Raw genomic sequence first — 22,757 nt, 5'->3', positions numbered from 1 at the left:
AGAATTATAATTGTAAAGTGTATAATTTAAGAAGTTATACTCGATAATTTTAATAACGAATTATTGGAATATAATGAATTTTCGGCCGTGTTATTTCATTTGTTAGAAGTTGGCTATGGCTTAATTTTTATCGAGATATGCGAGAGGGCAATCAGACAGTTTTGAGCGCGCTATCTCCCCCATACCCCTACCCACCCCCTTGGCGACTGAAACCGGCGCCTCGCAAGTTGTAGCTTGTGAGTCATGCCGAATGGCTCACCACTGATTGCCTCACAAGATACTTGACGGGCTTGTGATGATGCCTCATATATCAAGCATACCTTGTGAGGATATAGCCATGAGCCGCGTTGCCTACTTCCGCGTATCGACAGAAGCCCAGAGCATTGAAGCCCAGCGCAAGGCATTGGGTGACAGCTTCGACCGTGAGTTTACGGATGAAGGCGTAAGTGGGGCTATCCTCGCTGCTGACCGTCCCGGCTTTGCCAAGCTGCTCGACTACATACGGGAAGGCGACACGCTCTACGTCTATGCCCTTGATCGATTGGGCCGTGATGCCTTGGACGTACAGGCCACGGTGCGGAAGCTGCTAGATCGGGGCGTTACGCTAGACGTTAAGGGGCTGGGGCCGATTGGCCGTGGCGTCGGAGAGTTGATCGTCGCTGTCCTAGCCCAGATGGCTGACATGGAACGGCAGCGGATCAAGGAACGGTGCGACAGTGGCCGGGTAGCTGCACGGGCTTCGATAGAGGCAATCGGGTTGACGCATCGGGGCAAGGCCAGCTTGGGCCGTCCGTTCGCCGCTGATGCCAAGGCCGTTGCCGATTGGCGTAGGGAGAATGGAGCTTCGATCAGTCAGACCATGGCGCATTTTGGTATCTCAAAGGCCACGGTATCCCGGTATTGCGCCGGGTAAGTCGCGTACTCGACAGGCTGGCATCGGGCAGGCGACGGGGAGGGCTGTGTATCTGCCCGAAAACGGCCCGCCAGACTCGATATGGAATGCGCCGGGTCATAGCTGGCCGGAACGCTGTGGCAACTCTGTACGGGGCTGTGAGAGGCTGGCCCAAGTTGCGTCATAAGTCTGACGGCATTTTGGGACCGTACAACATGAGGAACGAACCCGAGCGAATGCCCAGTCAATTTGGTCCGTTCAACAATATGCACCATTCATCACCGCCAGCGTCCGTTTAGCCGGAGCAAGCCCGACAGTGCTTAACTGTATGGACCCACAGCCAGCGATGGTTAGCGAAAGCGAGGGGGTGTGCTGTTCTGAGGAACAGGCGCATGGCGTCCGCAACGATAGCTCTACAAGCGACGTATAATCTAACTCAGGATCATGCGGCTGTATCAGCGTCCCAATGACTGTAGCGATGGCATGAGGCCATCTCCTATGTAGTCGATCTATCCTTAGTCCGTCTTGCGGGCAGCATCCAGTATTGGAGGCTATGGGGGTAGGGGGCAACGATAGATACAGCTTCTATATATCTAATCTAGGATCATACTATAGTATGTATATCCTACTCTACGGCTCAATGCCGCATTTCCCATTCACATTCTTCCGATCAACTCAGCGATCCGATCCAAGGCACTGGTAAGCCCTTGTGTCGTAACCGCATCCGTCTCCGGTTTCATGGTCATTGGTTCTCCGAATGCCGATGCCGAACGCTGGGTTGATCTGAGGAATGGCTACCATTATTCCTTTAGTTGCCGTGCCTGTTTTCATGGATTGCGCCCATCGGCCATGGGTGCGGCACTAATTGCCTGCCAGCTACTTTCTTATTCCTGTTCGTAGCTGGCAGGTATTTTTTCCAAACGTATCAATTTACCTGTTCGCGTTTGCTTACATGCAAGCGGGCCATCTTTCTCTAACTTTTGTCAATATTACTCCACCCATATCAAAGGATAATACATGAACCCGGTTCCTGTTGACCTCAGCCGCCTGAACGATCCCCGCATCGCTACTCATATCGAGAATGTGGACAGTCGTGTCCGTGGCGGCTTCCGCCTGTGTCTCGATATTCTCGGCATCGAATTGCCTGAGTACGCAAAGGCCAAGCCTGCTGGCCGTCCGTCGATTGCGAAGCTGATGGCTGCTGCTGACGCCGATAGCGGCACGATCCGCACCTATCGCCATGAAAAGCTCGGCATCGGTGCGTTCGCTCCCCGCCGTTAATCTGTCACAATACAACCAAGGAAAACAAATGAACCAGACTGATGATCTTGCCGATATTGCCGGTAAGATCGAAACACTGACTGCTGATTTGCACAAAGTAGCTGCTACTATCGAACTGCTTGGGAAGCCCGCCCAGCTTAAGGCCAACGAGATTGAAGCGGAGCTACAGGTCGCGAAGGACCGGTTCGCTACCGCTCTTGCCGATCAAGCCGCTGCCGAACGGAACAAGCGGCTGGCCGGCTTCTCCAATATCAGCGTGGAGGTTCGGTCCGGTGAAAGCCTGATCGATACCGGGTTTATAATTCGCTACACGCGCGACACTTGGGATGTCGGCCTGAACAAAACCGTCCCCAACCAACATGAATGCAACGGCTTCACTGCCCTCGTAGATGATGCTTACGAATATCTCGTAACGAGAAAGCCCGAAGCGATCCCTGCCCAGATCATGGCGTTGGCTCCCGGCAATCCGCATGAAGCGTTCTCAATGTACTTCACCGCCAAGCGGCGCGGATACTTCAACGGGTAATGTCCGATCCGCATGATTGGGGAACGGGAGAGGCACCCAAGCCGCCCCGTTCATTCCCAGCCGATACCCGGCCCAAGTGGCATGTTGAACCCCGCACCCTTGATGACCTGTTGCAGCGGGCAGGCCCCTATTCTGATGCGACCAGAGTGTTCGTAGAATGGGGGGCTGTGTCGCTGTGGCTAATGAAGGCTTGGCCTAATCCAGCCTTGGCTGCGGCCTCAATCCCGGCTGACGTTGCAAGCTCGTCCGTCCTGCTTGCCAGAAAAGCTATCGAGCATGAGGCCGGATGGCCCCAGCTATCTGACCAGCCTGCAACGCCTGCACTCTACGATCTGCCAGAAGATGCCCAACGCGAAACCCGTCGTATGGCTGCTGAGGTTCATGCGATCTGGGAAGCCGCAGGCCGTCCCTACCTCGATACTCGCCGCTTCATAGACGCTTACCGCTACCTCGTCGCCTGCGTCCGCAAGGGAACGATCCCGCCAGTGTTGACCATCGGCCACGTCCCACCCCTGAATTAATAAGGAAACCAATGACCGCACTAACTGCCCGCCAAGCCATCAAGGTGAAAGCGGCCCTCTCCCTTATTGCCATTCACGGCCATAATCCGCGTATCGTACAGAAACAGGCTCAGGACGAATTGGCTAAGGGGTATCCCGCCAACATCGCCTACAAGAATGCGCTGGATGCTTTTGCAAATCGCGTTCCGGCTATGCGGGATACTTTGCATATCGCTGTCGATCTGATCCATAACAGCGATGATGCTACGGTTGCGCTGTATGATAAGGCTCTGACTGCCTACAATAATAGTGGCGATGAAAGCCATCTGGACAGCCTCGCTCCAATGATCCTTGAGGATGCGAAGGCGCTGGCAATCAGCAAAGGCGAAGTGTCCGAAGCTGATGCCGCTAACTGGACGGTTGATGATGCCCTTGGCAGCACGTCCGACGCCTATGCCGAAACGTCCGACGTTCCCGATGCCGCCTCAATCCCGCCGGGGATGACCGTGGCAAGCTCGTTCGCATTCAACGGCCTGAAACCCGATACTCCACAGGCTCCCGTAGCGCCCGCTCAGGCACCGGCAGCGGGTCCGCAGTGGGTGCAGGGGCCGACCGGCTTTACGTTCTCCAAGCAGGCTCCCAGCGGCCCAGCGGCGGGGCAAAGCATGACCGGCTATGATCCCTATCGGGGCGGGCAGGACGTGACCGGAATCCGGGTTCCTCAAACCGGCGATGCGGCCCGCCGATCGCATGGCACCCCCGTTGGTGACGTGGTCTATGTGCAGTCGGCAACCGGCGTCCGCATCGCTCCAGCCGGGGAAGCTGCTCGCCGTGAGGCTGGCGTACCATTGGGAAGCAACAACTAACCGCTAGAACTTTTGTGTGGGAATGCTAGAGAACACGGTTTTCTTGCAATTGTAGGTGCTAATCAAATTTACCGATTGGTTGATGCGAGTTCCCACAACCATTATTCCGCTATTCCTATTCAGCAAAGCATACTGGGGGCCTATTCCATGGGGGCCATCTGATAGTTTAAGCTCCAAACTGTTTGCTGCCACATTGCCGACCTTACGGCACGGCTGATAACACCATGTTAGTTCGTTTAGATTTATGCTAAGACGAATCACGCTATAATCTGTAGTTGAACCGGACGATTTATTGTACAATCCGTCGGATTCCATGCCGACTTCAGTACGTTCGCAGATTAGGTCGAACTTAGTTTTCGTACTCATTGCCGGGTTGGCAAAGCCTACATCCAGAAGCAGCGGAAGAACTGACAATCCAATCACTATTCGAATGATAGCCATACCACCGCTCCTGTAGAATGGGTCGTAAATGCCGTGGTCATAAACGCAACATCGTTCAACGACAATCTTTATGGAGCGGGTGGCTGGCCATAGAGATGAAGCGAACGTTCTGGCGCAGCTAGGTGATGCCATTCGCGCATCCCGGCGGGTAGCCGGTATGTCACAGGAAGCTTTTGCAGATGCAGCGGGTATAGACCGCTCACATATGGGTAAAATTGAACGCGGCGAGCGAAACCTCACTCTGCTCAATTTTCATCGTATTGCAATGGCTCTTAACATGCCGGCTTCGGAATTGCTCCGCCAAGCAAGCCTTTAGTCCCGTGTGGACGGAGTGATTTGTAGCCCCGGAACTCGATAAGATACCATCGCTTCGCCTAAGCTACGCAAATCGTATCCGCTGCCGTAACCGTCCGCTACGTCCTTGCCGGTGTGACCCATCAACTGTCGCTGGATACCCTCAGGCATCTTTGCGCGACGGGCATAATCTTTAAACGTATGGCGGAAGGAATGAAAAACCTTGCGCTTATCGGTGATGCCGCAAACGGTACGCATGTAAGGGCCGAACCACTCGCCCCATTTCGCCGTAAGGCGACCATAGATGTTCGCGACTAGGTCAGGAAAAACCCGGCCTTGCTTGTCCTTCAACCCTTGAACGTAGGCGACGAAGCCGAGCCGTTCTAACTCAGGATGCAGCGGCACCAGCCGTTCGCTGGCAGCGTTCTTAAGCCGATTGGATTGGCCGCGTTCGTCTGTTTCCTCAGTGATATGCAGGAACCATCCTGCAAGCATATTGCCGTCTTGATCCGGGTACTCCCTACGCTGCACGTCCGCTACGCGAAGCTGGCCTATTTCCTCTAGTCGTGCCCCCGTGAACAGGGCGAGCAGCGGGAGCCAATATGCTGCCTCTCCCTTGCCGCCCCTTGGGCGATCCCCCTTGGAGTAGATCGGGCTGGCAAAAATTGCTTGTAGCTCGTCGAGCGTAAACGGGAGGCGCTTGCCTTTGCTGCCGTCCGCAACCTTTACGCTGATCCCAGCCGCCACGTTGGATGGCACCAAGTCATTCTGATATGCCCAGCTTAGCAGCGTCCGCAGACGAGTCAGCTTCACGTTCGTATTAGTTGGCGACTGGCCTTCCGCTAACAGCTTGTCTTTGAATGCCAACACGTCTTGCCGGGTGATTTGCTCCACCGGCTTCCGCTCAGTGCGGGCATAAAACCATTCGCTCACGGCCCGGTGAGTGTCTTTCCCTTTGGCGACAACCCCGCGTTCGGTTGCCCAGCGATCCAGAATATCCTTGTCGAGATACAGGCCCGACCCGGTAACAGGCTCGCATTCAACGACCTGATTTTGCTCTATCGATGCGCGGGCAGATTGGCCGTAGCGGGCACGTATGCTGGCAACTAATGCGTCAGCAGCCTCCCGCTCGTTCAGGATTTGCAACCGTGCGGCCCTTGCTAAGTCAGCCGGGGAAGCGTCCGTTTCGATCCCGCTCGCCAATGCGTCCATGACCGGTGAAAGCCTCTCAGCCTCCATGTCAGCGGCGAACAGGTCATCGGCTACCCATTCAGCAGCCCGCTCTTCGGCCTCCCACACGGCCCGTTCCCGCTCGATCTGGCGGGATGTTTTGGGCGGGGGAGGGGGCGGGACTGGAACAGCTTTCTCGGCAGCATCCCGATCCCGCTCGGCTTGCTTGAGTAAGGCATGAGCCGTTTTTGTCATGTCGGGAATAAGGGCTTTTGCCGCTTCCCGGTCCTTTAGGCCCAGCGAGCGCTTTATCTCGCGCTTGCCCGCCATGAATGGACGCAGGTCCGCAGGTATCCCCATGCGGAAGTAATAGACCCCGTTCGGGGCGCGATGGAGGTAGGAACACATAGGCTTCCGTCCTTGTACGTTTGTACTAGACGCTTGTAAAAAGCCTTGGTTTTCAGCGGTTTTCTAGGCTTTTCAGCAGCCTAGTACGGGGTGGTGGAGCTGAGGGGAATCGAACCCCTGACCTCTGCAGTGCGATTGCAGCGCTCTCCCATCTGAGCTACAGCCCCGCCCCTTATCCGGCCATCGGCCGGGGCCGCCGCTTTAGCCGGCCCCACAGACCGATGCAACGGCCCAGTTGGATTTTCCGCACCGATTTCCCGACCAAAACGACAGGGCGCAACCGCGATGTATCTCGTCGCACGCGCCACCTTGCGCCGGAACCAACGCCGCCATCGTCCTTTGTGATGCTACGACGCGGCGGCATCGGGCTGCTGCGCCGCAACAATATCGTGCAAGTGCAGGAGATACTCCATGGCGTACGATCGCTATACCCGTAACGACGAACGGTCGCAGGGCGGCCGTTACCGGAATGAAGATCGCTCGAACAACCGCGACGATCGCAACGACCGCGGCGGTAGTTCTTTCGGCGGCGGTGGCGGTTCCTACGGATATGGCGGTTCGTCATGGCAGGGTGAGGATCGCGGCGGCCGCGACAACTATGGCCAGAGCCGCGATTACTATGGCGGCCGTCAGGACGAACGCGGTGATCGCTACGGCAGCAGCCATGGCAGCGACCGGTCCTATGGTGAGCGCAGCTACGGCACCCGCGACCAGTCGCGCGGACCGGCACAGGGCGGCAATTATCGCGGCAGCTACGCCAGCGACGGCCATCGTTTCGCCGACTATCGCCCCAACGACCGCGACGACAACCGCAGCCGGGACGAGTATCGCGGTCGCGAGCGTAACGAGCGCCCTGATTACGATAGCGACGACCGTGGCTTCCTTGCCCGCGCCGGCGACGAGGTCCGCTCGTGGTTCGGCGATGAGGAGGCGGAGCGCCGCCGCGAACGCGATCAGCGCTATGACGAACAGATGGCGCGCTATGACGAACGTCACAGCGACCACGCCTATCGCTCGTGGCGCGACACGCAGGTCAGCGCGTTCGACCGCGACTATGACGAATATCGTCAGGAGAATTCGACCAAATTCCAGAACGAGTTCAGCGCCTTCCGCACCGAACGCCAGGGCCAGCGCGACAGCCTGACCCGCGTGCAGGAGCATCAGGAAGTCGTCGGCTCGGACGGCGAGCATGTCGGCACCGTCGACAAGGTGCGCGGCGATCGCATCATCCTGACCAAGAATGACGCCGACGCCGGTGGCCATCACCACTCGATCCCGTCGCGCTGGGTCCAGACCGTCGACGACAAGGTGACGCTGCGCAAGACCAAGGCTGAAGCGCAGAGCGCATGGCGCGACGAGGAGCAGAACCAGGCGCTGTTCAACGATCGCGGCCAGTCGCAGCAGCGCAGCTACGGCAACGACCGGTTCGGCAGCGGCGACAATGATTCGGATCGCAACCGCTACGGCGCGTCGGCGACCACCGGTCAGGCGCTGAACGCCGGCACCTCGACCACCGCCGGCACCTCGACCACCGCCGGCACCTCGACCACCGCCGGCACCGGCATCGGTGGCAACACCGATACCAGCGCGACCGGCAGCAGCGATACGAACCTCAATCGCAGCTTCTCCGGCACCTATTGATCGGCTGTCCTACACCGGCTGAACAGGGCAGGGGGTCCGGGCAACCGGGCCCCCTCGCTCGTTTGGCGATTCAAGAAAGAACGCTCACGATGGCGCAAGCCTGGAACCTGATCCATCGCCCCAAGGGCCTGCCGACCTACACCGATTTCGCGCTGCGCGCCCTCGACAACCGCGACCTTGCCGATGGCGAAGTCCGTATCGCCAACCGCTGGCTATCGGTCGATCCCTATATGCGCGGGCGGATGAACGACACGAAAAGCTATGTTCCGCCGTTCGCGCTGGGCGAACCGATGACCGGCGGCGCGGTCGGCGAGGTGATCGAAAGCCGCGCCGACACGCTGCCGGTCGGCACCCGCGTCCAGCACATGGCCGGCTGGCGCGACGAAGCGATCCTTCCCGCCGATCAGGCGCAGCGCCTGCCCGACGGCGACATTCCGATGCAGGCCTATCTTGGCGCGCTCGGCATGCCCGGCATGACCGCATGGTTCGGCCTGCTGGCGGTCGCCGAAGCGAAGGCCGGCGACACGGTGTTCGTCTCCGCCGCCGCCGGCGCGGTCGGATCGAGCGTGGTCCAGATCGCCAAGGCCAAGGGCATGACCGTCATCGGATCGGCCGGCGGCGCGGACAAGGTCGACTGGGTCCGCTCGCTCGGCGCCGACGCGGTGGTCGATTACAAGGGCGACGTGCCGCTGGTGAAAGCCTTGGGTGAGGCCGCACCGGACGGCATCGACGTCTATTTCGACAATGTCGGCGGCGATCACTTCGACGCGGCACTGGCCCATGCCAATCAGAACGCGCGCTTCGCGGTCTGCGGCATGATCGACGGCTACAATGCCTCCGAACCGGTCGCGTTACGCTACCTGATGCGGATCATTTCGCAGCGCGTCCGCATCCGCGGCTTCATCGTCAGCGACTTCCTGTCGCGCATCTCTGAATTTCACCACGGCATGGGCGAGATCGTGGCAAGCGGCCGGTTCCAGCGTGAGGAAACCGTGGTCGAGGGGCTGGACGCGATGCCCGACGCCTTCCTCGGCCTGTTCTCCGGCAAGAACCGCGGCAAAATGCTGGTGAAGCTGTAAGTAAGCTCCCCTCCCTGACAGGGAGGGGCTGGGGGTGGGTTGGTCCGCGAGGGAACGTCGCGAGTGCCTCAAACCGACCCACCCCCGACCCCTCCCTGTCAGGGAGGGGAGGCAGCAGGGATCAGCGCAGCTTGGCGATCTTCAGCCCGTCGTCCTTCGCCCGGTCCCTGACCGATTCCTCGCTGCGGGTCAGCGCCTTGGCGATGGCCTTCAACGCCATGCCCTTGCCGGCCAGTTGGTGCAGTTTCTGGATTTCGTCCGGTCGCCATGGCTGGCGGTGACGCTCGAACTTCTCGGCCATGACAGGCTCCTCACAGGGTCCGCTGGAGCCGCACCACGGCGGCATCGAGCGATTGCAGAAAACGCGAGCGGTCGGCCTTGGCGAAGGGTGCCGGACCGCCGAGTTGATCGCCGCCCGCGCGCAGATCGGCCATGATCGCCCGCGTCGCGATGGCGCCGCCGATCGATGCGCCGGTGAACGGCTTGCCATTGGGCGCGAGGACGCTCGCCCCGGCTTTCAGACACCGGTCGGCGAGCAGGATGTCGGCGGTCACGACGACACAGTGCCGGTCGGCCGCCTCCGCGATCCAGTCGTCGGCGGCATCGAACCCGTCCGACACGATCACCCGTTCGACGAACGGCAGCGGCGGCACGCGAAACGCGCTGTTGCTGACGATCCTGACCGCCGCGCCATGCCGCTCGGCGACGCGATATACCTCGTCCTTGACCGGACAGGCATCGGCATCGACGAGAATGCGGATCACGGTTCGATCGCTTGGCTGTCGATCACCTCGATCGCATCGACCCGCCCGGCGAAGTCGGCGGTTTCCCCCGCCATCAAGCCCGTAAGCGCCACTGCCAGCGGCGCGGTGAAGGCAACCCGCCCCGCCGCCGGATCGGCCTCGTCGCTGCCGACCAGCTCGATCGTCTTTTGCTGACCGTTCAGCCGATAGGTGACGCGCGCCCCGAAGGCGACCTCGTCGGTCGGCGGCGGCGCGATCTCGGCGGTCGAATGGCGCGTGCGCCAATAGCGCAGGTCGCGTTTCAGCGCCGTCTGCCGCTCGGCGTCGCTTTCTGCCGCAAGGTCATGCTCCAGCCGCGCGACCTGCTCGGCCATCGCCGCCAGCCCGCGCCGCGTGACGAGGTTGGGGCCAGGGGGGAGCGGCAGTTCGAAGCGCGGCTCCTTATGCTCGTCGTCATCCTCCCGCCGGAACGCCACGCTCATCAGATCGCACCCGAAAACGTGTCGCACTGGGCCGGATCGCCGGTCTGATACCCCCGGTTCAGCCAGCTACGACGCTGTGCCGACGTGCCATGGGTAAAGCTCTCGGGCGAAGCGTTGCTGCCTTGCAGCGTGTCGTCGCCGATCGCCTCGGCTGCCTTCAGCCCTTCTTCCAGATCGCCCGGTTCCATCCGCCCGCTGCGCTTGCCCCACACGCCGGCATAGCAATCGGCCTGAAGCTCGAGGCGGACCGACTGGGCATTGCCCTGCGCCTTGGGCAGCGTCTGCTGCGCCCGGCTGACGGCTTCGGCCTGTCCGGTCAGGTTCTGGATATGATGGCCAACCTCGTGCGCGACGACATAGGCCTGCGCGAAATCGCCGCCCGCGCCGAACCGCTGCGACAATTCGCGGAAGAAGCCGGTGTCGAGATACACGCCGCGATCGGGCGGGCAATAGAATGGCCCCATCGCCGATTGTGCCGCGCCGCAGCCCGACCGGCCATTGTCCTGATAGAAGCGCAAGCGCGGCGGCGCATAGGTCTGCCCCTGCTGCGCATAGATTTCGCCCCATACCTGCTCGGTCGATTTGAGCACGCGGCAGGCGAACAGTTCCTCGGCGGTGTCGCACGGCACGTCGCCCTGCGCCGACCCCTGCTGCTGCGTCGTGGGAGTGCTGCTCCCGCCGCCCAGCATGCCGCCACCGCCCGAGAACAACAGGAACGCGACCCCGACGATCGCAAGGATGCCGATCGTCCCGCAGCCAAGGCCGCGCCCGAGCAGCAGCGGCAACAGGCCGAGCAGGTTGAAGCCGCCCCCACCAAGCCCGCCGCCGCCACGGCCAAGATCGTCGACGTTGCTGGATGGATCGAGATCGTCGAGGCGCATGGGCGGCGGTCCGGTTCGTTAAAGCTGCGTATTGAAATGCGCGAAGGGGCACGCGCGTTGCAACCCTCGCCGATGAAATCGGTTGTACGGGCATTGAACCCCTGCACGAGAACGCACAAGGTGCCCGCGATGGCCGAAGCCGACCCCCGCCCGCGCCGCGCCGCACTCCCCGGACTGCCGCTTCCCGATTGCGTCGCACTGGTGTTGCAGGGCGGCGGCGCGCTCGGCAGTTATCAGGCCGGCGTGATCGAACGGCTGGGCGAGGCGGGCGTCGAGATCGACTGGGTCGCCGGCATCTCGATCGGCGCGATCAATGCCGCGATCGTCGCGGGCAATCCGCCCGCCGCCCGTGTCGAATGCCTGCGACAGTTCTGGAACCAGGCGGGGGGCGTGCTGCCGTGGTTCCCGATCCTGCCCGACGATCAGGTGCGCGAATGGGTGCATGAATGGTCGGCGGGCGTGGTGCTGGCGACCGGGGTGCCGGGCTTCTTCCGCCCGCGCATGCTCGCGCCGCAGTTCGCCGCTCCGGGCACGCCCGCCGCGCTCAGCTATTACGATACGACCCCCTTGCGCGAGACGCTCGACACGCTGGTCGACTGGGATCTGGTCAACGACGGACCGATGCGCCTGTCGGTCGGCGCGGTGGATATTGAGAGCGGCAATTTCGTGTATTTCGACAGCGCGCGCGAACGGCTCGATGCGCGCCATGTCATGGCATCGGGCGCGTTGCCGCCGGGGCTGCCCCCGGTCGAGATCGACGGGCGGTGGTATTGGGACGGCGGCCTCGTCAGCAATACGCCGCTTACCCACATCCTCGACCATCAGCGCGATCCGATGCTGGTGTTCCAGGTCGATCTGTTCGCCGCCGAAGCCACGATGCCGCGCACGATCGGCGACGTGGTGGCGCGCGAAAAGGAAATCCGTTTCTCCAGCCGCACCCGGCAGGTGTCGGCCGAACGGCTGCACTTGCGGCAGGAGCGCGAACTGATCCGCCGGCTGGTCGCCCGCCTGCCCGCCGACCTGCGCGACGATGCCGACGTCCGCGCGCTGGAGGCGCTGGCCGACGAACACCCCTTAAGCCTCGTCCATCTGATCTACCGCGCCAATGCGTGGGAGGGCGGGGCGCGCGACTATGAATTTTCGGCACGGGCGATGGAGGAGCATTGGGCCGCCGGCCGTGCCGCCATCGCCGAGACGATGGCCAATGCGCAGGTCGTCGCCGCCAATATCGTCGACGGGCGGACCGCCGCGTTCGACCTCACCCCCAATCCCCACAAGCGCCAAGGATAGTTCATGTTCCTGAAGGGCAAGACCGTGATCGTCACCGGCTCCACCTCGGGCATCGGCCTCGCCTATGCCAAGGCGTTCGCCGCCGAGGGCGCGAGCGTCGTCATCAACGGCTTCGGTGACGCCGACGCGATCGAGAAGGAACGTACCGCACTGGCGGCGGCGAGCGGCGCGGAAGCGCGCTACGACGCGGCCGACATGACCAAGCCCGATCAGATCGCGGCAATGGTCGATCACGCGGCGGTGGAGTTCGGATCGGTCGACATCATCGTCAACAACGCCGGTATCCAGCATGTCGCGAAGATCGAGGATTTCCCGGTCGACAAATGGGACGCGATCCTCGCGATCAACCTGTCATCGGCATTCCACATGATCCGCGCCGCCGTGCCGCACATGAAAAAGGCGGGCTGGGGCCGGATCATCAATACCGCCTCGGCGCACAGCCTTGTCGCCAGCCCCAACAAGTCGGCCTATGTCACCGCCAAGCATGGCCTTGCCGGCCTGACCAAGACGGTGGCGCTCGAAGTCGCGACCCATGGCATCACCGCCAACTGCATCTCGCCCGGCTATGTCTGGACGCCGCTGGTCGAACAGCAGATCCCCGATACCATGGCCTCGCGCGGCCTCACCCGCGAGCAGGTGATGAACGACGTGCTGCTGGCGGCGCAACCGACCAAGGAGTTCGTCACCGCCGAACAGGTCGCGTCGCTCGCGCTCTATCTCTGCCGCGACGAAGCCAGGGCGATCACCGGCACCAATTTGTCGATTGACGGCGGCTGGACGGCGGCGTGACCATCGCATGACGCGCTACGTAGCGATTCCGGCCCTGTGCCTCGGGGCGATGCTGGGGGCCTGTGGGGGCGGGGGGGCACCGGTCGCGTCCGCCGCCGCCACGCCGCAACCCCCGGTCCGCGACGACTGGCGGCGGGTGGCGACGCCGAACGATCGCGACCGGCTGCGGCGCTGGCGCGATGCGTGGCTGGCGGCGCTGCCCCGCGCCCGTGCCGCCGATGCCGCCGGCGTCGCCGCGCAGGGCGTGTTGTTCGATCCCGACCGGCGACTGGTGGGGGATGCCCCGGCGGGTCGTTATCGTTGCCGGGTTTTCAAGCTGGGTGGGGTGGGCACCGCGTCGCGCGAGTTCATCGCCTATCCGGCGTTCGATTGCCGGATCGACGATGAGGGATCGGTGCGCAGCTTCTACAAGCTCAGCGGGTCGCAGCGGCCGGTCGGACTGTTGTTTGCCGATGGCGACCGCACCGTGTTCCTCGGTACGCTGCTGCTCGGCGACGAGCGCGCGGCGCTGCAATATGGGCAGGACCGCGACCGTGACATGGCCGGCTGGCTGGAGCGGGTCGGAGAGCGGCGCTGGCGGCTGGTGCTGCCCTATCCGCGGTTCGAATCGACGCTTGACGTGATCGAACTCATCCCCGCCGAGGGGTAAGGGGAAGGGCGGACCCTTCCCCTCGTGCGTCACTGTGCCGGTGCGGCGGGGGCAGCGACCGGAGTGGGCGGCGTCACCCCGGCAACGGCGGCCGGCGGGGGTGGTGGCGGGACGGCACCCGCCGCGCACGGCGGACCACCAGCGGCCAGGCGCGGATCGGGACCGCGACCGTCCGGGCCGGGACCGCCCGGGCCACCCGGACCCTTGGGACCACGCGGACCATCACGCCCGGGGCCATGCGGGCCGTGGCGCGGATCGGGGCCGACCGCCGTCACCTTGCCCGCCGGATCGACGAGGTAGGACGCGCGCAACTGTCCGTTGTCATAGCGGCCCTGTACCTGCACTGCCTGTCCCTTCGCAGGCGCGGTGTCCCGTCCGGCGTCGACCATCGCCCGGCCGGTGGCGTCCTGCACCACGAACCGGTCGCCATAGACTTCGGCAACCCGGCCCTTGACCGTCACCACGCCGTCGCTGGCGGACAGACGGTTGACCGGCGTCGCGACGGTCGGTGCCATCTCGACGCCCGGCCGGGTCAGCGACACCGCACCTGCGCCGCCGGCGGCACCGATCGCCAGACCGAGGCCCATGCCCAGCGCCACCTTGCCGACGCCCGGAAAACGAAATTTCGTCATGTCTTCTGCTCCTTCATGCTGCGATGGCATCGCTCTAGCCGAGTCGTCCCCGCGCCTCGCTGAACCCGGCGGTTCAGATTGGGTTTAGACAGGCGGCGTAGCGGAGGGCCCATGCGTATCCTGTTGGTGGAAGACGATCCCGATCTCGGCCCCGCGATCCAGCGGGCACTGCGCGCGGAGCAATGCGCGGTCGATCTGGTGCCAAGCGGCATCGACGCGCAGCATCTGGGCGATACCGAACGCTATGACGTGGCAGTGCTCGACCTCGGCCTGCCCGACCGCGAGGGCACACAGGTATTGCGCGCATGGCGCGAGGGCGGCCGTACCCTGCCGGTGCTGATCCTGACCGCGCGCGATGGCTGGTCGGACAAGGTCGCCGGGTTCAAGGCCGGTGCCGACGATTTCCTGACCAAGCCGTTCCGTATCGAGGAACTGATGATGCGACTGCGCGCGCTGGTTCGCCGCGCCGCCGGGCATGGCGCCACCCGGCTGACCTGCGGGCCACTCGCGTTCGAGAGCCAGACCGGGGTGTTCGAACTGGACGGGCTGCCGCTTCGGCTCACCGCGCTCGAATATCGTGTCCTGTCGGCGCTGATGCTTGCCAAGGAAGCGGTGATCGAGCGGCTCGACCTGATGGAGCGGGTCTATGAAGGCGATGCCGACGTCGATTCGAACAGCCTTGAGGTCATCATCGGGCGGTTGCGCAAGAAGATCGGCGCGTCGCTGATCGAGACGGTGCGCGGGCGCGGCTATCGCCTCACCGCCGGGACATGAGGCTGCCGCGTTCGATCCATGGCCGCATGCTGGCGCTGTCGGCGGTGACGACATTGGTCGCGCTGCCGGTGGCGGGGTTCGCGATCGGCGGGGTGCTCGAACATTTCGTGACGCGCAACATCGACGAGCGGCTAAGCGACAAGCTGCGGCTGGCTGGGGCGGTGGTGCGGCCCGACGGAACGATCGATCAGGCGTTGCTCGACCGGGCATCGGTCGAGCGTGCCTTCGCCGCCGATACCGCGTGGCGGATCGACGCACCGGCCGGTACGATCGGGAGCGGGACCCTGCCCGGCGATATCGTGCGCCGCGATAGCGACCGGATCGCACCGGCGGAACGCGGCCGCCGGCATCCGCCGCTGCCGGGACGCGACGACCCCGGGATGCAGCCGTTCGAGGCCGAATTGGTCGATGGCACGCGCGCCCATGGCCTGACCGATACGATCGCGACCACCGCCGGGCCGGTCCGCGTGGCGGTGGCCGTCCCCCGTTGGCAGATCGATGCGCCGCTGCGCTTAGCGATGCTGCCGCTGATCGCGACGTTGATGATCGTCGCGATCGTGCTGGCGACGGCGACACTGGTGCAGCTTCGCTATGGCCTGCGTCCGTTGCGGCTGCTGCGCGACCGGGTGGCGGCGATTCGGCAGGGGGCGGCGGAGGGCGTGCCCGAGAACCAGCCCGACGAACTCCGCCCGCTGGCGATCGAACTGAACGCGCTGATCCGCGACAATGCCGCCGCGCTGGCAACCGCGCGGGGCTCGGCGGCGAACCTCGCCCATGCGCTCAAGACCCCGGTGGCGACGCTGGCGCTCGACCTCCACGGCGATCCGCGGGGCGCGCAGGTGGCGCGGATCGATGCGACGATCCGCCACCACCTTGCCCGCGCGCGCGACGGCATGGTCGACCGGCGTGGCGCGACGCCACTCTGTCCAGCGATCGAGGGACTGATAGTGGCGGTCGAGGCGCTGCACCGGGGATCGGCCGTCACCATCGAAGCGACCGTTCCCGACCTGATCGTCGCGGTCGATGCCGCCGATCTCGACGAACTGGCGGGCAATCTGATCGACAATGCCGCGCGCCATGCCCGCTCGATCGTCCGGGTATCGGCGGCACGCGATGGAGCGATGGCGGCGCTGACCGTCACCGACGACGGCCCCGGCATTCCCGCCGCCGACCGTGCCCGTGCGACCGATCCCGGCATCCGGCTGGACGAACGCGGCGACGGGCATGGCTTCGGCCTGACGATCGTTCGCGATCTGGCGACGCTCTATGGCGGCGCGCTGACGCTGGGCGAGGCACCGGGCGGCGGACTGGCCGCCACCGTCACCCTGCCGCTGGTCAGCCGAGCGTGACGCTGCCGGCGGCCCCGCCGCGCAGCGTCAGCGATTTCACCACCGTCCCGCGCCGCACATTCACCTGATTGACCTGCGCGCGGTAGACGTCGCTCAGCACGCTCGACCGGACGGCGACGACCTTCGCCCGCTTCGGCGCACGGCCGCGATACTCGATCCGCACCTCGGCGTGTGACAGGTCGGTTTTGACGTGGGTCAGCGCCACCGGCTTGCCGTCGATCGTCAGCGTGAAGCGCCGCAGCACATAGGCTTCCAGTGCCGCCAGCGCCGCCGGATCGTCGAGGCTGGTCTGCGCGGCCGGCGCGATCTTCGCCAGTGCCGGTTCGATGTCATGCGCCTCGAACCGGTGCGACACGGTGACGCTGCCATCGGCGAGCGTCACCACCGCGAGCGAATCATGCCCGCGATGCGCTTGCGCCGGAGCGACGATCGCCAGCCCTAGCCCCAGCGCGAGTGCCGCCCAACGCCTCACTTCGCCGCCGCCGGATAGGTGCGCACCGATCCCGGCTTCACCTGCACGTCGAAGTCCTTCATCCGGTTTTCCAGTTCGTCAATATCCTCGATCTCCAGCACCACCGGGCGGATGCTGCCGCGCCATGCGTTATTCGACCGGTCGGCATCGGCGATTTCCAGCAGCGGGTCGATCTCCGCCGCCGTGACGGTCTTTGGCGTCACATATTGCCACGTCACCTGTTTGGGATCGTAGCGCCAGACCTCGGCGGGGATGCGGGCGATCTCGGTCGATCCGTCGCTGAACGTCAGCTTCAGCGGCACCGGCATCACCAGCCCACCGATGTTGCGGAAGGTGAAGCGGTAGAAATTGTCGGTGACGGCGAACGCGGCGCGCTGCTGCGGGGTAAGCCCTTGCAGCTTTTCGGCGAGATCGCGGCGCTGCTGCGGGCTGACCGCCAGCCGGTCGGTCTGGTCGTAAAAGTCGCGGGTCGCCGGATCGCGCTCGGTCACGGTGCGCTGCCCGGCGTTGCGCTGAACGGTCAGCGAGACATTGTCCCCATCGCGGATCGCGCGGCGTTGCCGCTCGGTCGCCGGCAGGTCGCCGCCGGCGACACGGCCCTGCACGACGTTGGTCAGTGCGACATCGACATGGTCGGTCGAATAGAACCAGCCGCGCCAGAACCAGTCGAGATCTACCCCTGAGCTTTCCTCCATCGTGCGGAAGAAGTCGTAGGGCGTCGGCCGCTTGAACCGCCAGCGGTTGGCATATTCGCGGAACGCCCGATCGAACAGGTCGCGGCCCAGCACCGTCTCACGCAGGATGGTGAGCGCGGTCGCCGGCTTGCCATAGCCGTTGGCGCCGAATTGCAGGACCGAATCGGACTGGGTCATCAGCGGGACCTGATTATCCGACAGCATGTACTCGGCGATGTCCTTCGGCTCGCCCCGCCGTGACGGGAAGTCCTTGTCCCACAGCTTTTCGGCCTGGAACTGGAGGAAGGTGTTCAGCCCCTCGTCCATCCACGTCCACTGGCGTTCGTCGCTGTTGACGATCATCGGGAACCAGTCGTGGCCGACCTCGTGGATCACCACGCCGATCAGCCCGGTCTTGGCGCGTTCGGTATAGGTCAGCGCCCCGGTCTTGGCGTCCTTCACCGGCCGGGGACCGTTGAAGGTAATCATCGGATATTCCATGCCGCCTACGGGTCCGTTGACCGATTGCGCCACGGGATAAGGGTAGGGGAAGGCGAATTTCCCATAGACGTCGATGGTGTGGGCGATCGCCTTGGTCGAATAGGCGTCCCACAACGGACGTGCTTCCTTGGGGTAGAACGACATCGCTATGACATGCGGGTTCGCGGCATAGTCCTGCCGAACGCCCATCGCGTCCCATGCGAATTTGCGCGACGACGCCCAGCCGAAATCGCGGACGTTCTGCGCGGCGAAGGTCCATGTTTTGCTGCCCGATGCGCGGCCGCGTTCGGCAGCGACCGCTTCCTCGGGGGTGACGATATAGGTCGGGCTGCTGGCGGTCTTCGCCGTCTCCAGCCGCTGGCGCTGCGCAGGGGTCAGCACCTGATCGGGGTTCTGGAGCACGCCGGTCGCCGAGACGACATGGTCGGCGGGCACGGTCAGCGCGACGCGATAGTCGCCGAATTCGAGCGTGAATTCGCCCGCGCCCAGAAACGCCTTGTTATGCCAGCCTTCGTAATCCGAATAGACCGCAAGGCGCGGGAACCACTGTGCGCCCTCGAAGATGCAATTACCGTCCTGTCCGGGATCGGTGAAACATTCATAGCCCGACCGGCCGTCGACGACCTTCTGTTCGGCCATCGGGAACGACCAGTCGATGCTGATCGTGACTTCGCCGCCGTTGCCCGCGACCGGGGCGGGCAGTTCGATGCGCAGCAGGCTGTCGGTAACGCGGTGGGCCAGCGGCTGGCCGTCGGGGCCGCGCACGGCGGCGATGGTGAAGCCGCCCTCCCAGTCCTGCATCCGTTTGGCGCGGTTGATGTCGCCGATGCTGATCGTCGCGGTATCCGCCACCGTCTGGCTCATCTGCGCGATCGAACTGCGCTTGTAGTCGTTCTGGTCGAGCAGCAGCCATAGATAGGGCAGCGCGTCGGGCGAGTTGTTGCGATAGCGGATCGTCTCGCTGCCGGTCACGACCTTGGTCGCTTCGTTCAGCGCGACGCGGACGTCGTAATCGACCTTCTGCTGCCAGTAGCGATGGCCCGGCGCCCCCGATGCGCCGCGATAGTCGGTTGGGGTCGGCCAGTCCTCGCCCTCCAGTTGGCGGAACTTGTCCTGCCAGTCGCCCTTGGTCTGGCGGATCGGATCGGCGAATGCTGGCGGCGCGGCCAGCAGCAGGAGGCCGAGCGCGAGGCGGGAAGCGGAGGTCTTGAGCAACGGACGGTTCTTTCGCAGCGGGTCGGCGGTGATCGTCGCTGCGGATACCGGATACGTCAACCGTCGATTGCCGATCATCGCGCCAATGGTTGCAGTCGCCGCGCCCATGCGGCAAGCGACCCATGGAATCAACGCTCTGGGAGCGAAAGGCGATGATGCTCAATCGGCGGACGGCCCTCGCCGGGCTGGCGCTTCCCCTGATCGGTGGGCGTGCCTCTGCCTTGGCATGGCAGGGCGATCCGTTGCTGTTCGCCTATTTCGGCACCGGACGCGGCGAGGCGACGGGGTTGAAGCTGGCGCTGAGCGACGACGGTTTCGCCTTTCGCGAACTGGCCGGGGGGCGGAATTTTCTCAAACCCATGGTCGGCGAAGCGAAACTGATGCGCGATCCGTTCCTGTTCCGGGGCGAGGGACGCAACGCGCCATGGCACCTGCTGTGGACCACCGCATGGGACGGGGTGACGATCGGTCACGCTACCAGCCGCGACCTGCGCCACTGGACGCCGCAGCGCGCGTTGCCGGTGATGGCCGGGGTGGCGGGCACCCGCAACTGCTGGGCACCCGAGGCGATCTGGGACGCGCGGCGGCGTGTGTATGTCGTCTTCTGGTCGAGCACGGTGCGCGGACGGTTTCCCGAAACCGATGGTACGTCGGAGTCGGGCTACAACCACCGGCTATGGTATGTGACGACGCGCGATTTCGTGACGTTCGGCCCGCCCAAGGTGCTGTACGATCCGGGGTTCAGCGTGATCGACGGGACGTTCGCGCGGGGGGGCGACGGCAGCCTCCATCTGATCGTCAAGGACGAGACGGTACAGCCGCCGCGCAAGTATCTCCAAGTCGCGCGTGCCGCCACCCCGACCGGGCCGTTCGCGCCGCTTGGGGCAGCCTTCACGCCGTCGTGGGTCGAAGGACCGATGACCGCGCAGGTGGGCGGGGAGACGATCTGTTACTGGGACGTGTATCGCGACGGTCATTGGGGCGCGGCGGCGACGCGCGACTTCCGCGAATGGCGCGACGTGACCGCGCGGCTGACGATGCCCAAGGGGGCACGCCACGGATCGCTGGTGCGCGTACCGCGCGCGCTGGTCGAAGGGCTTGCGGCAGGACCGGTGGCATAGGCGATGACGATTGCTCCGTTCCTGAACGGCGGTGGCCGGGCGAGCGACATGATTCGCGCACGCGACTGGTCGGATCATGTGCTGGGGCCGCCCGAAACCTGGCCCGACGCGCTGTGCAGCGCGCTCAGCCTCGTCGTCAATTCGCCCGAATCGATGATCCTGTGCTGGGGGCCGGAGCTTACCTTCTTCTTCAACGAAGCCTATTTTCCGCTGCTGGGGCCACGGCTCGACTGGGCGATGGGCGAGCGGTTCGATCGGGTCTGGGCCGACGGGCTGGAACAGGCGATGCCGATCATCGCGGCGGCCTATGCCGGAACCAGCCCGCGCTATGTCGACGTGCCGTGGAAGCTGGATACCGATCGCGGCGCGGCGGATACGTGGTGGAGCTTTTCCTATTCGCGCATCCTCGACCGTGACGGCGCGATTGCCGGGCTGTTCATCTTCACCAACGAGACGACGTCGCGCGTGCTGTCCGACGCGGCGTTGAAGCGTAGCCAGGCCGAACTGACGACCGCGCTGAACGATCTGCGCGAACTGAACCACACGCTGGAAGCGCGCGTCGCCGAACGCACCGCCGAACGCAACATTCTGGCCGGCATTCTCGAGACGACCGATGCGACGGTCAACGTCCTCGACCTCGACTATCGCTGGCTGGCGCTCAACGGTGCCGGCGTGACCGAGTTCGAGCGGGTGTTCGGTGTGCGGCCGCGCGTCGGCGACAATCTGCTCGCGCTGATCGCCGATCAGCCCGAACAGATGGCGTTGGTGCGATCGGTCTGGGACCGGGCGCTGGCGGGCGAGGAATTCACCGCGATCGAGGTGTTCGGCGACACCGGCCGTGGTCATGCCCGCCGCGCGTATGAGATGAAGTTCAACCGGCTGTACGACGATGCCGGCAACCGGATCGGCGCGTTCCAGTTCGTCACCGACGTGACCGACCGGCTGCGCGCCGAGGCCGACCTGCGCGAGGCGCAGGACGCGCTGCGACAGGCGCAGAAGATGGAGGCGATGGGCCAGTTGACCGGCGGCGTCGCGCACGACTTCAACAATCTGCTGACCCCGATCCTCGGCAGCCTCGACCTGCTCCAGCGGCGCGCCGGCCTGTCACCGCGCGAACTGCGGCTGATCGACGGCGCGTTGCAATCGGCCGAGCGCGCGCGGACGCTGGTCCAGCGGCTGCTGGCGTTCGCGCGGCGGCAACCGTTGCAGCGTGGCGCCGTCGACCTGTCGGTGCTGATCGGCGGGATGGCCGATCTGATCGGCAGCACCATCGGGCCGCAGACGGCGCTGACCACCATGGTGTCCGCTGACCTTCCGCCCGCGCTGGCCGATGCCAACCAGTTGGAAATGGCTGTTTTGAACCTGTGCGTGAACGCGCGCGACGCGATGCCGGAAGGCGGGCGGATCACCATTGCCGCCGACCTGCCCGACGCGGCCGAGGCGCGCGATGCCGGGGTGAGTGCCGGGCGCTATGTCCGCCTGTCGGTGATCGATACCGGCACCGGCATGACCGCCGACATCGCCGCCCGCGCGATCGAGCCGTTCTTTTCGACCAAGGGGATCGGCAAGGGCACCGGGCTTGGCCTGTCGATGGTCCATGGCCTCGCGCTGCAACTGGGCGGCACGATGGCGATCGTCAGCGCGCCGGGGGTCGGCACGCGCATCGACCTGTGGTTGCCGGTCAGCGCGGCGGCGGTGGTGGAGAACAGCGGTGGCGAGGATGCCGATCCGCTGCAATTCCGGGGCCGCGCGCTGGTGGTCGACGACGAACCGCTGGTGCGAATGACCACTGCCGTCATGCTCCAGAACCTTGGCTATGATACGGTCGAGGTCGACAGCGCGACCGAGGCGGAGCGGGTGCTGAACACCCGCCGGTTCGATCTGGTCGTGACCGATCACCTGATGCCCGGCCCGTCGGGCGCGTGGCTGGCGCGAATGGTGCGCGACCGCATGCCGGGCGTCGCCGTGCTGATCGTGTCGGGCTATGCCGAGGTCGACGGGCTGCCCGCCGACCTGCCGCGCCTGACCAAGCCGTTCCGCGAAGCCGAGCTGGCCCGCGCCATCGCCGCGCTGGGCGGCTGAACCGC

22 protein-coding genes and 1 tRNA gene are annotated in these 22,757 nt (G+C 64.4%); 14 read left to right on the top strand and 9 right to left on the bottom strand.

What is annotated here, in order from left to right:
* Positions 1 to 337 precede the first annotated feature (337 nt).
* From LRA89_RS08205 to LRA89_RS20475, 5 genes are all read left to right on the top strand, one after another.
* Positions 338 to 913, top strand: a complete 576-nt coding sequence (locus tag LRA89_RS08205; RefSeq protein WP_230769751.1) for a recombinase family protein — start codon at positions 338 to 340, stop codon at positions 911 to 913.
* A 996-nt stretch (positions 914 to 1,909) separates the two neighbouring features.
* Positions 1,910 to 2,173: a hypothetical protein gene (locus LRA89_RS08200; protein WP_230769750.1), complete on the top strand. Its 264-nt coding sequence runs from the start codon at positions 1,910 to 1,912 to the stop codon at positions 2,171 to 2,173.
* 28 nt (positions 2,174 to 2,201) lie between these two features.
* Complete coding sequence (locus LRA89_RS08195) at positions 2,202 to 2,699, top strand: hypothetical protein (protein WP_230769749.1); 498 nt, start codon at positions 2,202 to 2,204, stop codon at positions 2,697 to 2,699.
* A gap of 532 nt (positions 2,700 to 3,231) precedes the next feature.
* The gene (locus LRA89_RS08190) at positions 3,232 to 4,065 is read left to right on the top strand and encodes a hypothetical protein (protein WP_230769748.1); all 834 of its coding nucleotides are present in this window, start codon (positions 3,232 to 3,234) and stop codon (positions 4,063 to 4,065) included.
* 511 nt (positions 4,066 to 4,576) lie between these two features.
* Positions 4,577 to 4,822 carry a helix-turn-helix domain-containing protein gene (locus LRA89_RS20475; protein WP_268934902.1) on the top strand — a complete coding sequence of 82 codons (246 nt, stop codon included), beginning with the start codon at positions 4,577 to 4,579 and terminating at the stop codon, positions 4,820 to 4,822.
* Here the strand turns inward: LRA89_RS20475 and LRA89_RS08180 are convergent.
* Together LRA89_RS08180 and LRA89_RS08175 are read right to left on the bottom strand one after the other, a co-directional pair.
* Positions 4,819 to 6,378: a site-specific integrase gene (locus LRA89_RS08180; RefSeq protein ID WP_230769747.1), complete on the bottom strand. Its 1,560-nt coding sequence runs from the start codon at positions 6,376 to 6,378 to the stop codon at positions 4,819 to 4,821. The two genes, LRA89_RS20475 and LRA89_RS08180, sit on opposite strands and share 4 nt — an antisense overlap.
* Positions 6,379 to 6,469: 91 nt before the next feature.
* Positions 6,470 to 6,545: transfer RNA gene (locus LRA89_RS08175), tRNA-Ala, on the bottom strand.
* Between the two features lie 244 nt (positions 6,546 to 6,789).
* On the opposite strand from LRA89_RS08175, the gene LRA89_RS08170 reads away from it, so the two are divergent.
* Together LRA89_RS08170 and LRA89_RS08165 are read left to right on the top strand one after the other, a co-directional pair.
* Positions 6,790 to 8,019: a DUF2171 domain-containing protein gene (locus LRA89_RS08170; RefSeq protein WP_230769746.1), complete on the top strand. Its 1,230-nt coding sequence runs from the start codon at positions 6,790 to 6,792 to the stop codon at positions 8,017 to 8,019.
* Positions 8,020 to 8,108: 89 nt separating this feature from the next.
* A complete protein-coding gene (locus LRA89_RS08165; RefSeq protein WP_230769745.1) occupies positions 8,109 to 9,098 on the top strand; it encodes an NADP-dependent oxidoreductase in 990 nt (329 codons plus the stop codon).
* A gap of 121 nt (positions 9,099 to 9,219) precedes the next feature.
* Here LRA89_RS08165 and LRA89_RS08160 read toward each other — a convergent pair whose 3' ends face one another.
* Genes LRA89_RS08160 through ypfJ form a run of 4 tightly spaced genes read right to left on the bottom strand, consistent with a single transcriptional unit; the run spans position 9,220 to position 11,204 of the window.
* On the bottom strand, positions 9,220 to 9,399 hold the full coding sequence (locus LRA89_RS08160; protein ID WP_055762730.1) for a phage terminase small subunit-related protein: 180 nt from the start codon (positions 9,397 to 9,399) through the stop codon (positions 9,220 to 9,222).
* Positions 9,400 to 9,409: 10 nt separating this feature from the next.
* Entirely contained in the window at positions 9,410 to 9,859 is a 450-nt protein-coding gene (locus LRA89_RS08155; RefSeq protein WP_230769774.1) for a YaiI/YqxD family protein, read from the bottom strand.
* Positions 9,859 to 10,323, bottom strand: a complete 465-nt coding sequence (locus LRA89_RS08150; protein WP_230769744.1) for a GreA/GreB family elongation factor — start codon at positions 10,321 to 10,323, stop codon at positions 9,859 to 9,861. Before LRA89_RS08150 ends, LRA89_RS08155 begins: the two co-directional genes overlap by 1 nt.
* Positions 10,323 to 11,204, bottom strand: coding sequence for a KPN_02809 family neutral zinc metallopeptidase (gene ypfJ, locus LRA89_RS08145; RefSeq protein WP_230769743.1), 882 nt, complete (start codon positions 11,202 to 11,204; stop codon positions 10,323 to 10,325). Before ypfJ ends, LRA89_RS08150 begins: the two co-directional genes overlap by 1 nt.
* A 129-nt stretch (positions 11,205 to 11,333) precedes the next feature.
* Between ypfJ and LRA89_RS08140 the strand changes: the two genes are divergently transcribed.
* Genes LRA89_RS08140 through LRA89_RS08130 form a run of 3 tightly spaced genes read left to right on the top strand, consistent with a single transcriptional unit; the run spans position 11,334 to position 13,932 of the window.
* Positions 11,334 to 12,494, top strand: coding sequence for a patatin-like phospholipase family protein (locus LRA89_RS08140; protein WP_230769742.1), 1,161 nt, complete (start codon positions 11,334 to 11,336; stop codon positions 12,492 to 12,494).
* Positions 12,495 to 12,497: 3 nt separating this feature from the next.
* Positions 12,498 to 13,283, top strand: coding sequence for a 3-hydroxybutyrate dehydrogenase (locus LRA89_RS08135; RefSeq protein WP_230769741.1), 786 nt, complete (start codon positions 12,498 to 12,500; stop codon positions 13,281 to 13,283).
* Between the two features lie 7 nt (positions 13,284 to 13,290).
* Positions 13,291 to 13,932, top strand: a complete 642-nt coding sequence (locus LRA89_RS08130) for a DUF4893 domain-containing protein (RefSeq protein WP_230769740.1) — start codon at positions 13,291 to 13,293, stop codon at positions 13,930 to 13,932.
* 29 nt (positions 13,933 to 13,961) lie between these two features.
* Here LRA89_RS08130 and LRA89_RS08125 read toward each other — a convergent pair whose 3' ends face one another.
* Positions 13,962 to 14,564, bottom strand: coding sequence for a hypothetical protein (locus LRA89_RS08125; RefSeq protein WP_082467111.1), 603 nt, complete (start codon positions 14,562 to 14,564; stop codon positions 13,962 to 13,964).
* A gap of 111 nt (positions 14,565 to 14,675) precedes the next feature.
* Between LRA89_RS08125 and LRA89_RS08120 the strand changes: the two genes are divergently transcribed.
* Both LRA89_RS08120 and LRA89_RS08115 read left to right on the top strand, forming a co-directional pair.
* On the top strand, positions 14,676 to 15,338 hold the full coding sequence (locus tag LRA89_RS08120; RefSeq protein ID WP_056496135.1) for a response regulator: 663 nt from the start codon (positions 14,676 to 14,678) through the stop codon (positions 15,336 to 15,338).
* Complete coding sequence (locus LRA89_RS08115; RefSeq protein ID WP_230769739.1) at positions 15,335 to 16,687, top strand: sensor histidine kinase; 1,353 nt, start codon at positions 15,335 to 15,337, stop codon at positions 16,685 to 16,687. The genes LRA89_RS08120 and LRA89_RS08115 overlap by 4 nt, the downstream gene beginning before the upstream one ends.
* Here the strand turns inward: LRA89_RS08115 and LRA89_RS08110 are convergent.
* Positions 16,674 to 17,159, bottom strand: a complete 486-nt coding sequence (locus LRA89_RS08110) for a DUF6702 family protein (RefSeq protein ID WP_055762701.1) — start codon at positions 17,157 to 17,159, stop codon at positions 16,674 to 16,676. The genes LRA89_RS08115 and LRA89_RS08110 overlap by 14 nt on opposite strands.
* Positions 17,156 to 19,627 carry a M1 family metallopeptidase gene (locus LRA89_RS08105; RefSeq protein ID WP_230769738.1) on the bottom strand — a complete coding sequence of 824 codons (2,472 nt, stop codon included), beginning with the start codon at positions 19,625 to 19,627 and terminating at the stop codon, positions 17,156 to 17,158. Before LRA89_RS08105 ends, LRA89_RS08110 begins: the two co-directional genes overlap by 4 nt.
* Before the next feature lie 74 nt (positions 19,628 to 19,701).
* On the opposite strand from LRA89_RS08105, the gene LRA89_RS08100 reads away from it, so the two are divergent.
* Together LRA89_RS08100 and LRA89_RS08095 are read left to right on the top strand one after the other, a co-directional pair.
* Positions 19,702 to 20,670, top strand: a complete 969-nt coding sequence (locus LRA89_RS08100; protein WP_230769737.1) for a glycoside hydrolase family 43 protein — start codon at positions 19,702 to 19,704, stop codon at positions 20,668 to 20,670.
* Between the two features lie 3 nt (positions 20,671 to 20,673).
* Positions 20,674 to 22,752: an ATP-binding protein gene (locus LRA89_RS08095; protein WP_230769736.1), complete on the top strand. Its 2,079-nt coding sequence runs from the start codon at positions 20,674 to 20,676 to the stop codon at positions 22,750 to 22,752.
* Positions 22,753 to 22,757 lie beyond the last annotated feature (5 nt).

Origin of the sequence: Sphingomonas sp. Leaf4, assembly GCF_920939515.1 — a bacterium.
Taxonomy (GTDB): Bacteria; Pseudomonadota; Alphaproteobacteria; order Sphingomonadales; family Sphingomonadaceae; genus Sphingomonas.
Note: the sequence above shows the minus strand (reverse complement) of the source record. Positions and strands in the feature narration are given on the sequence as shown.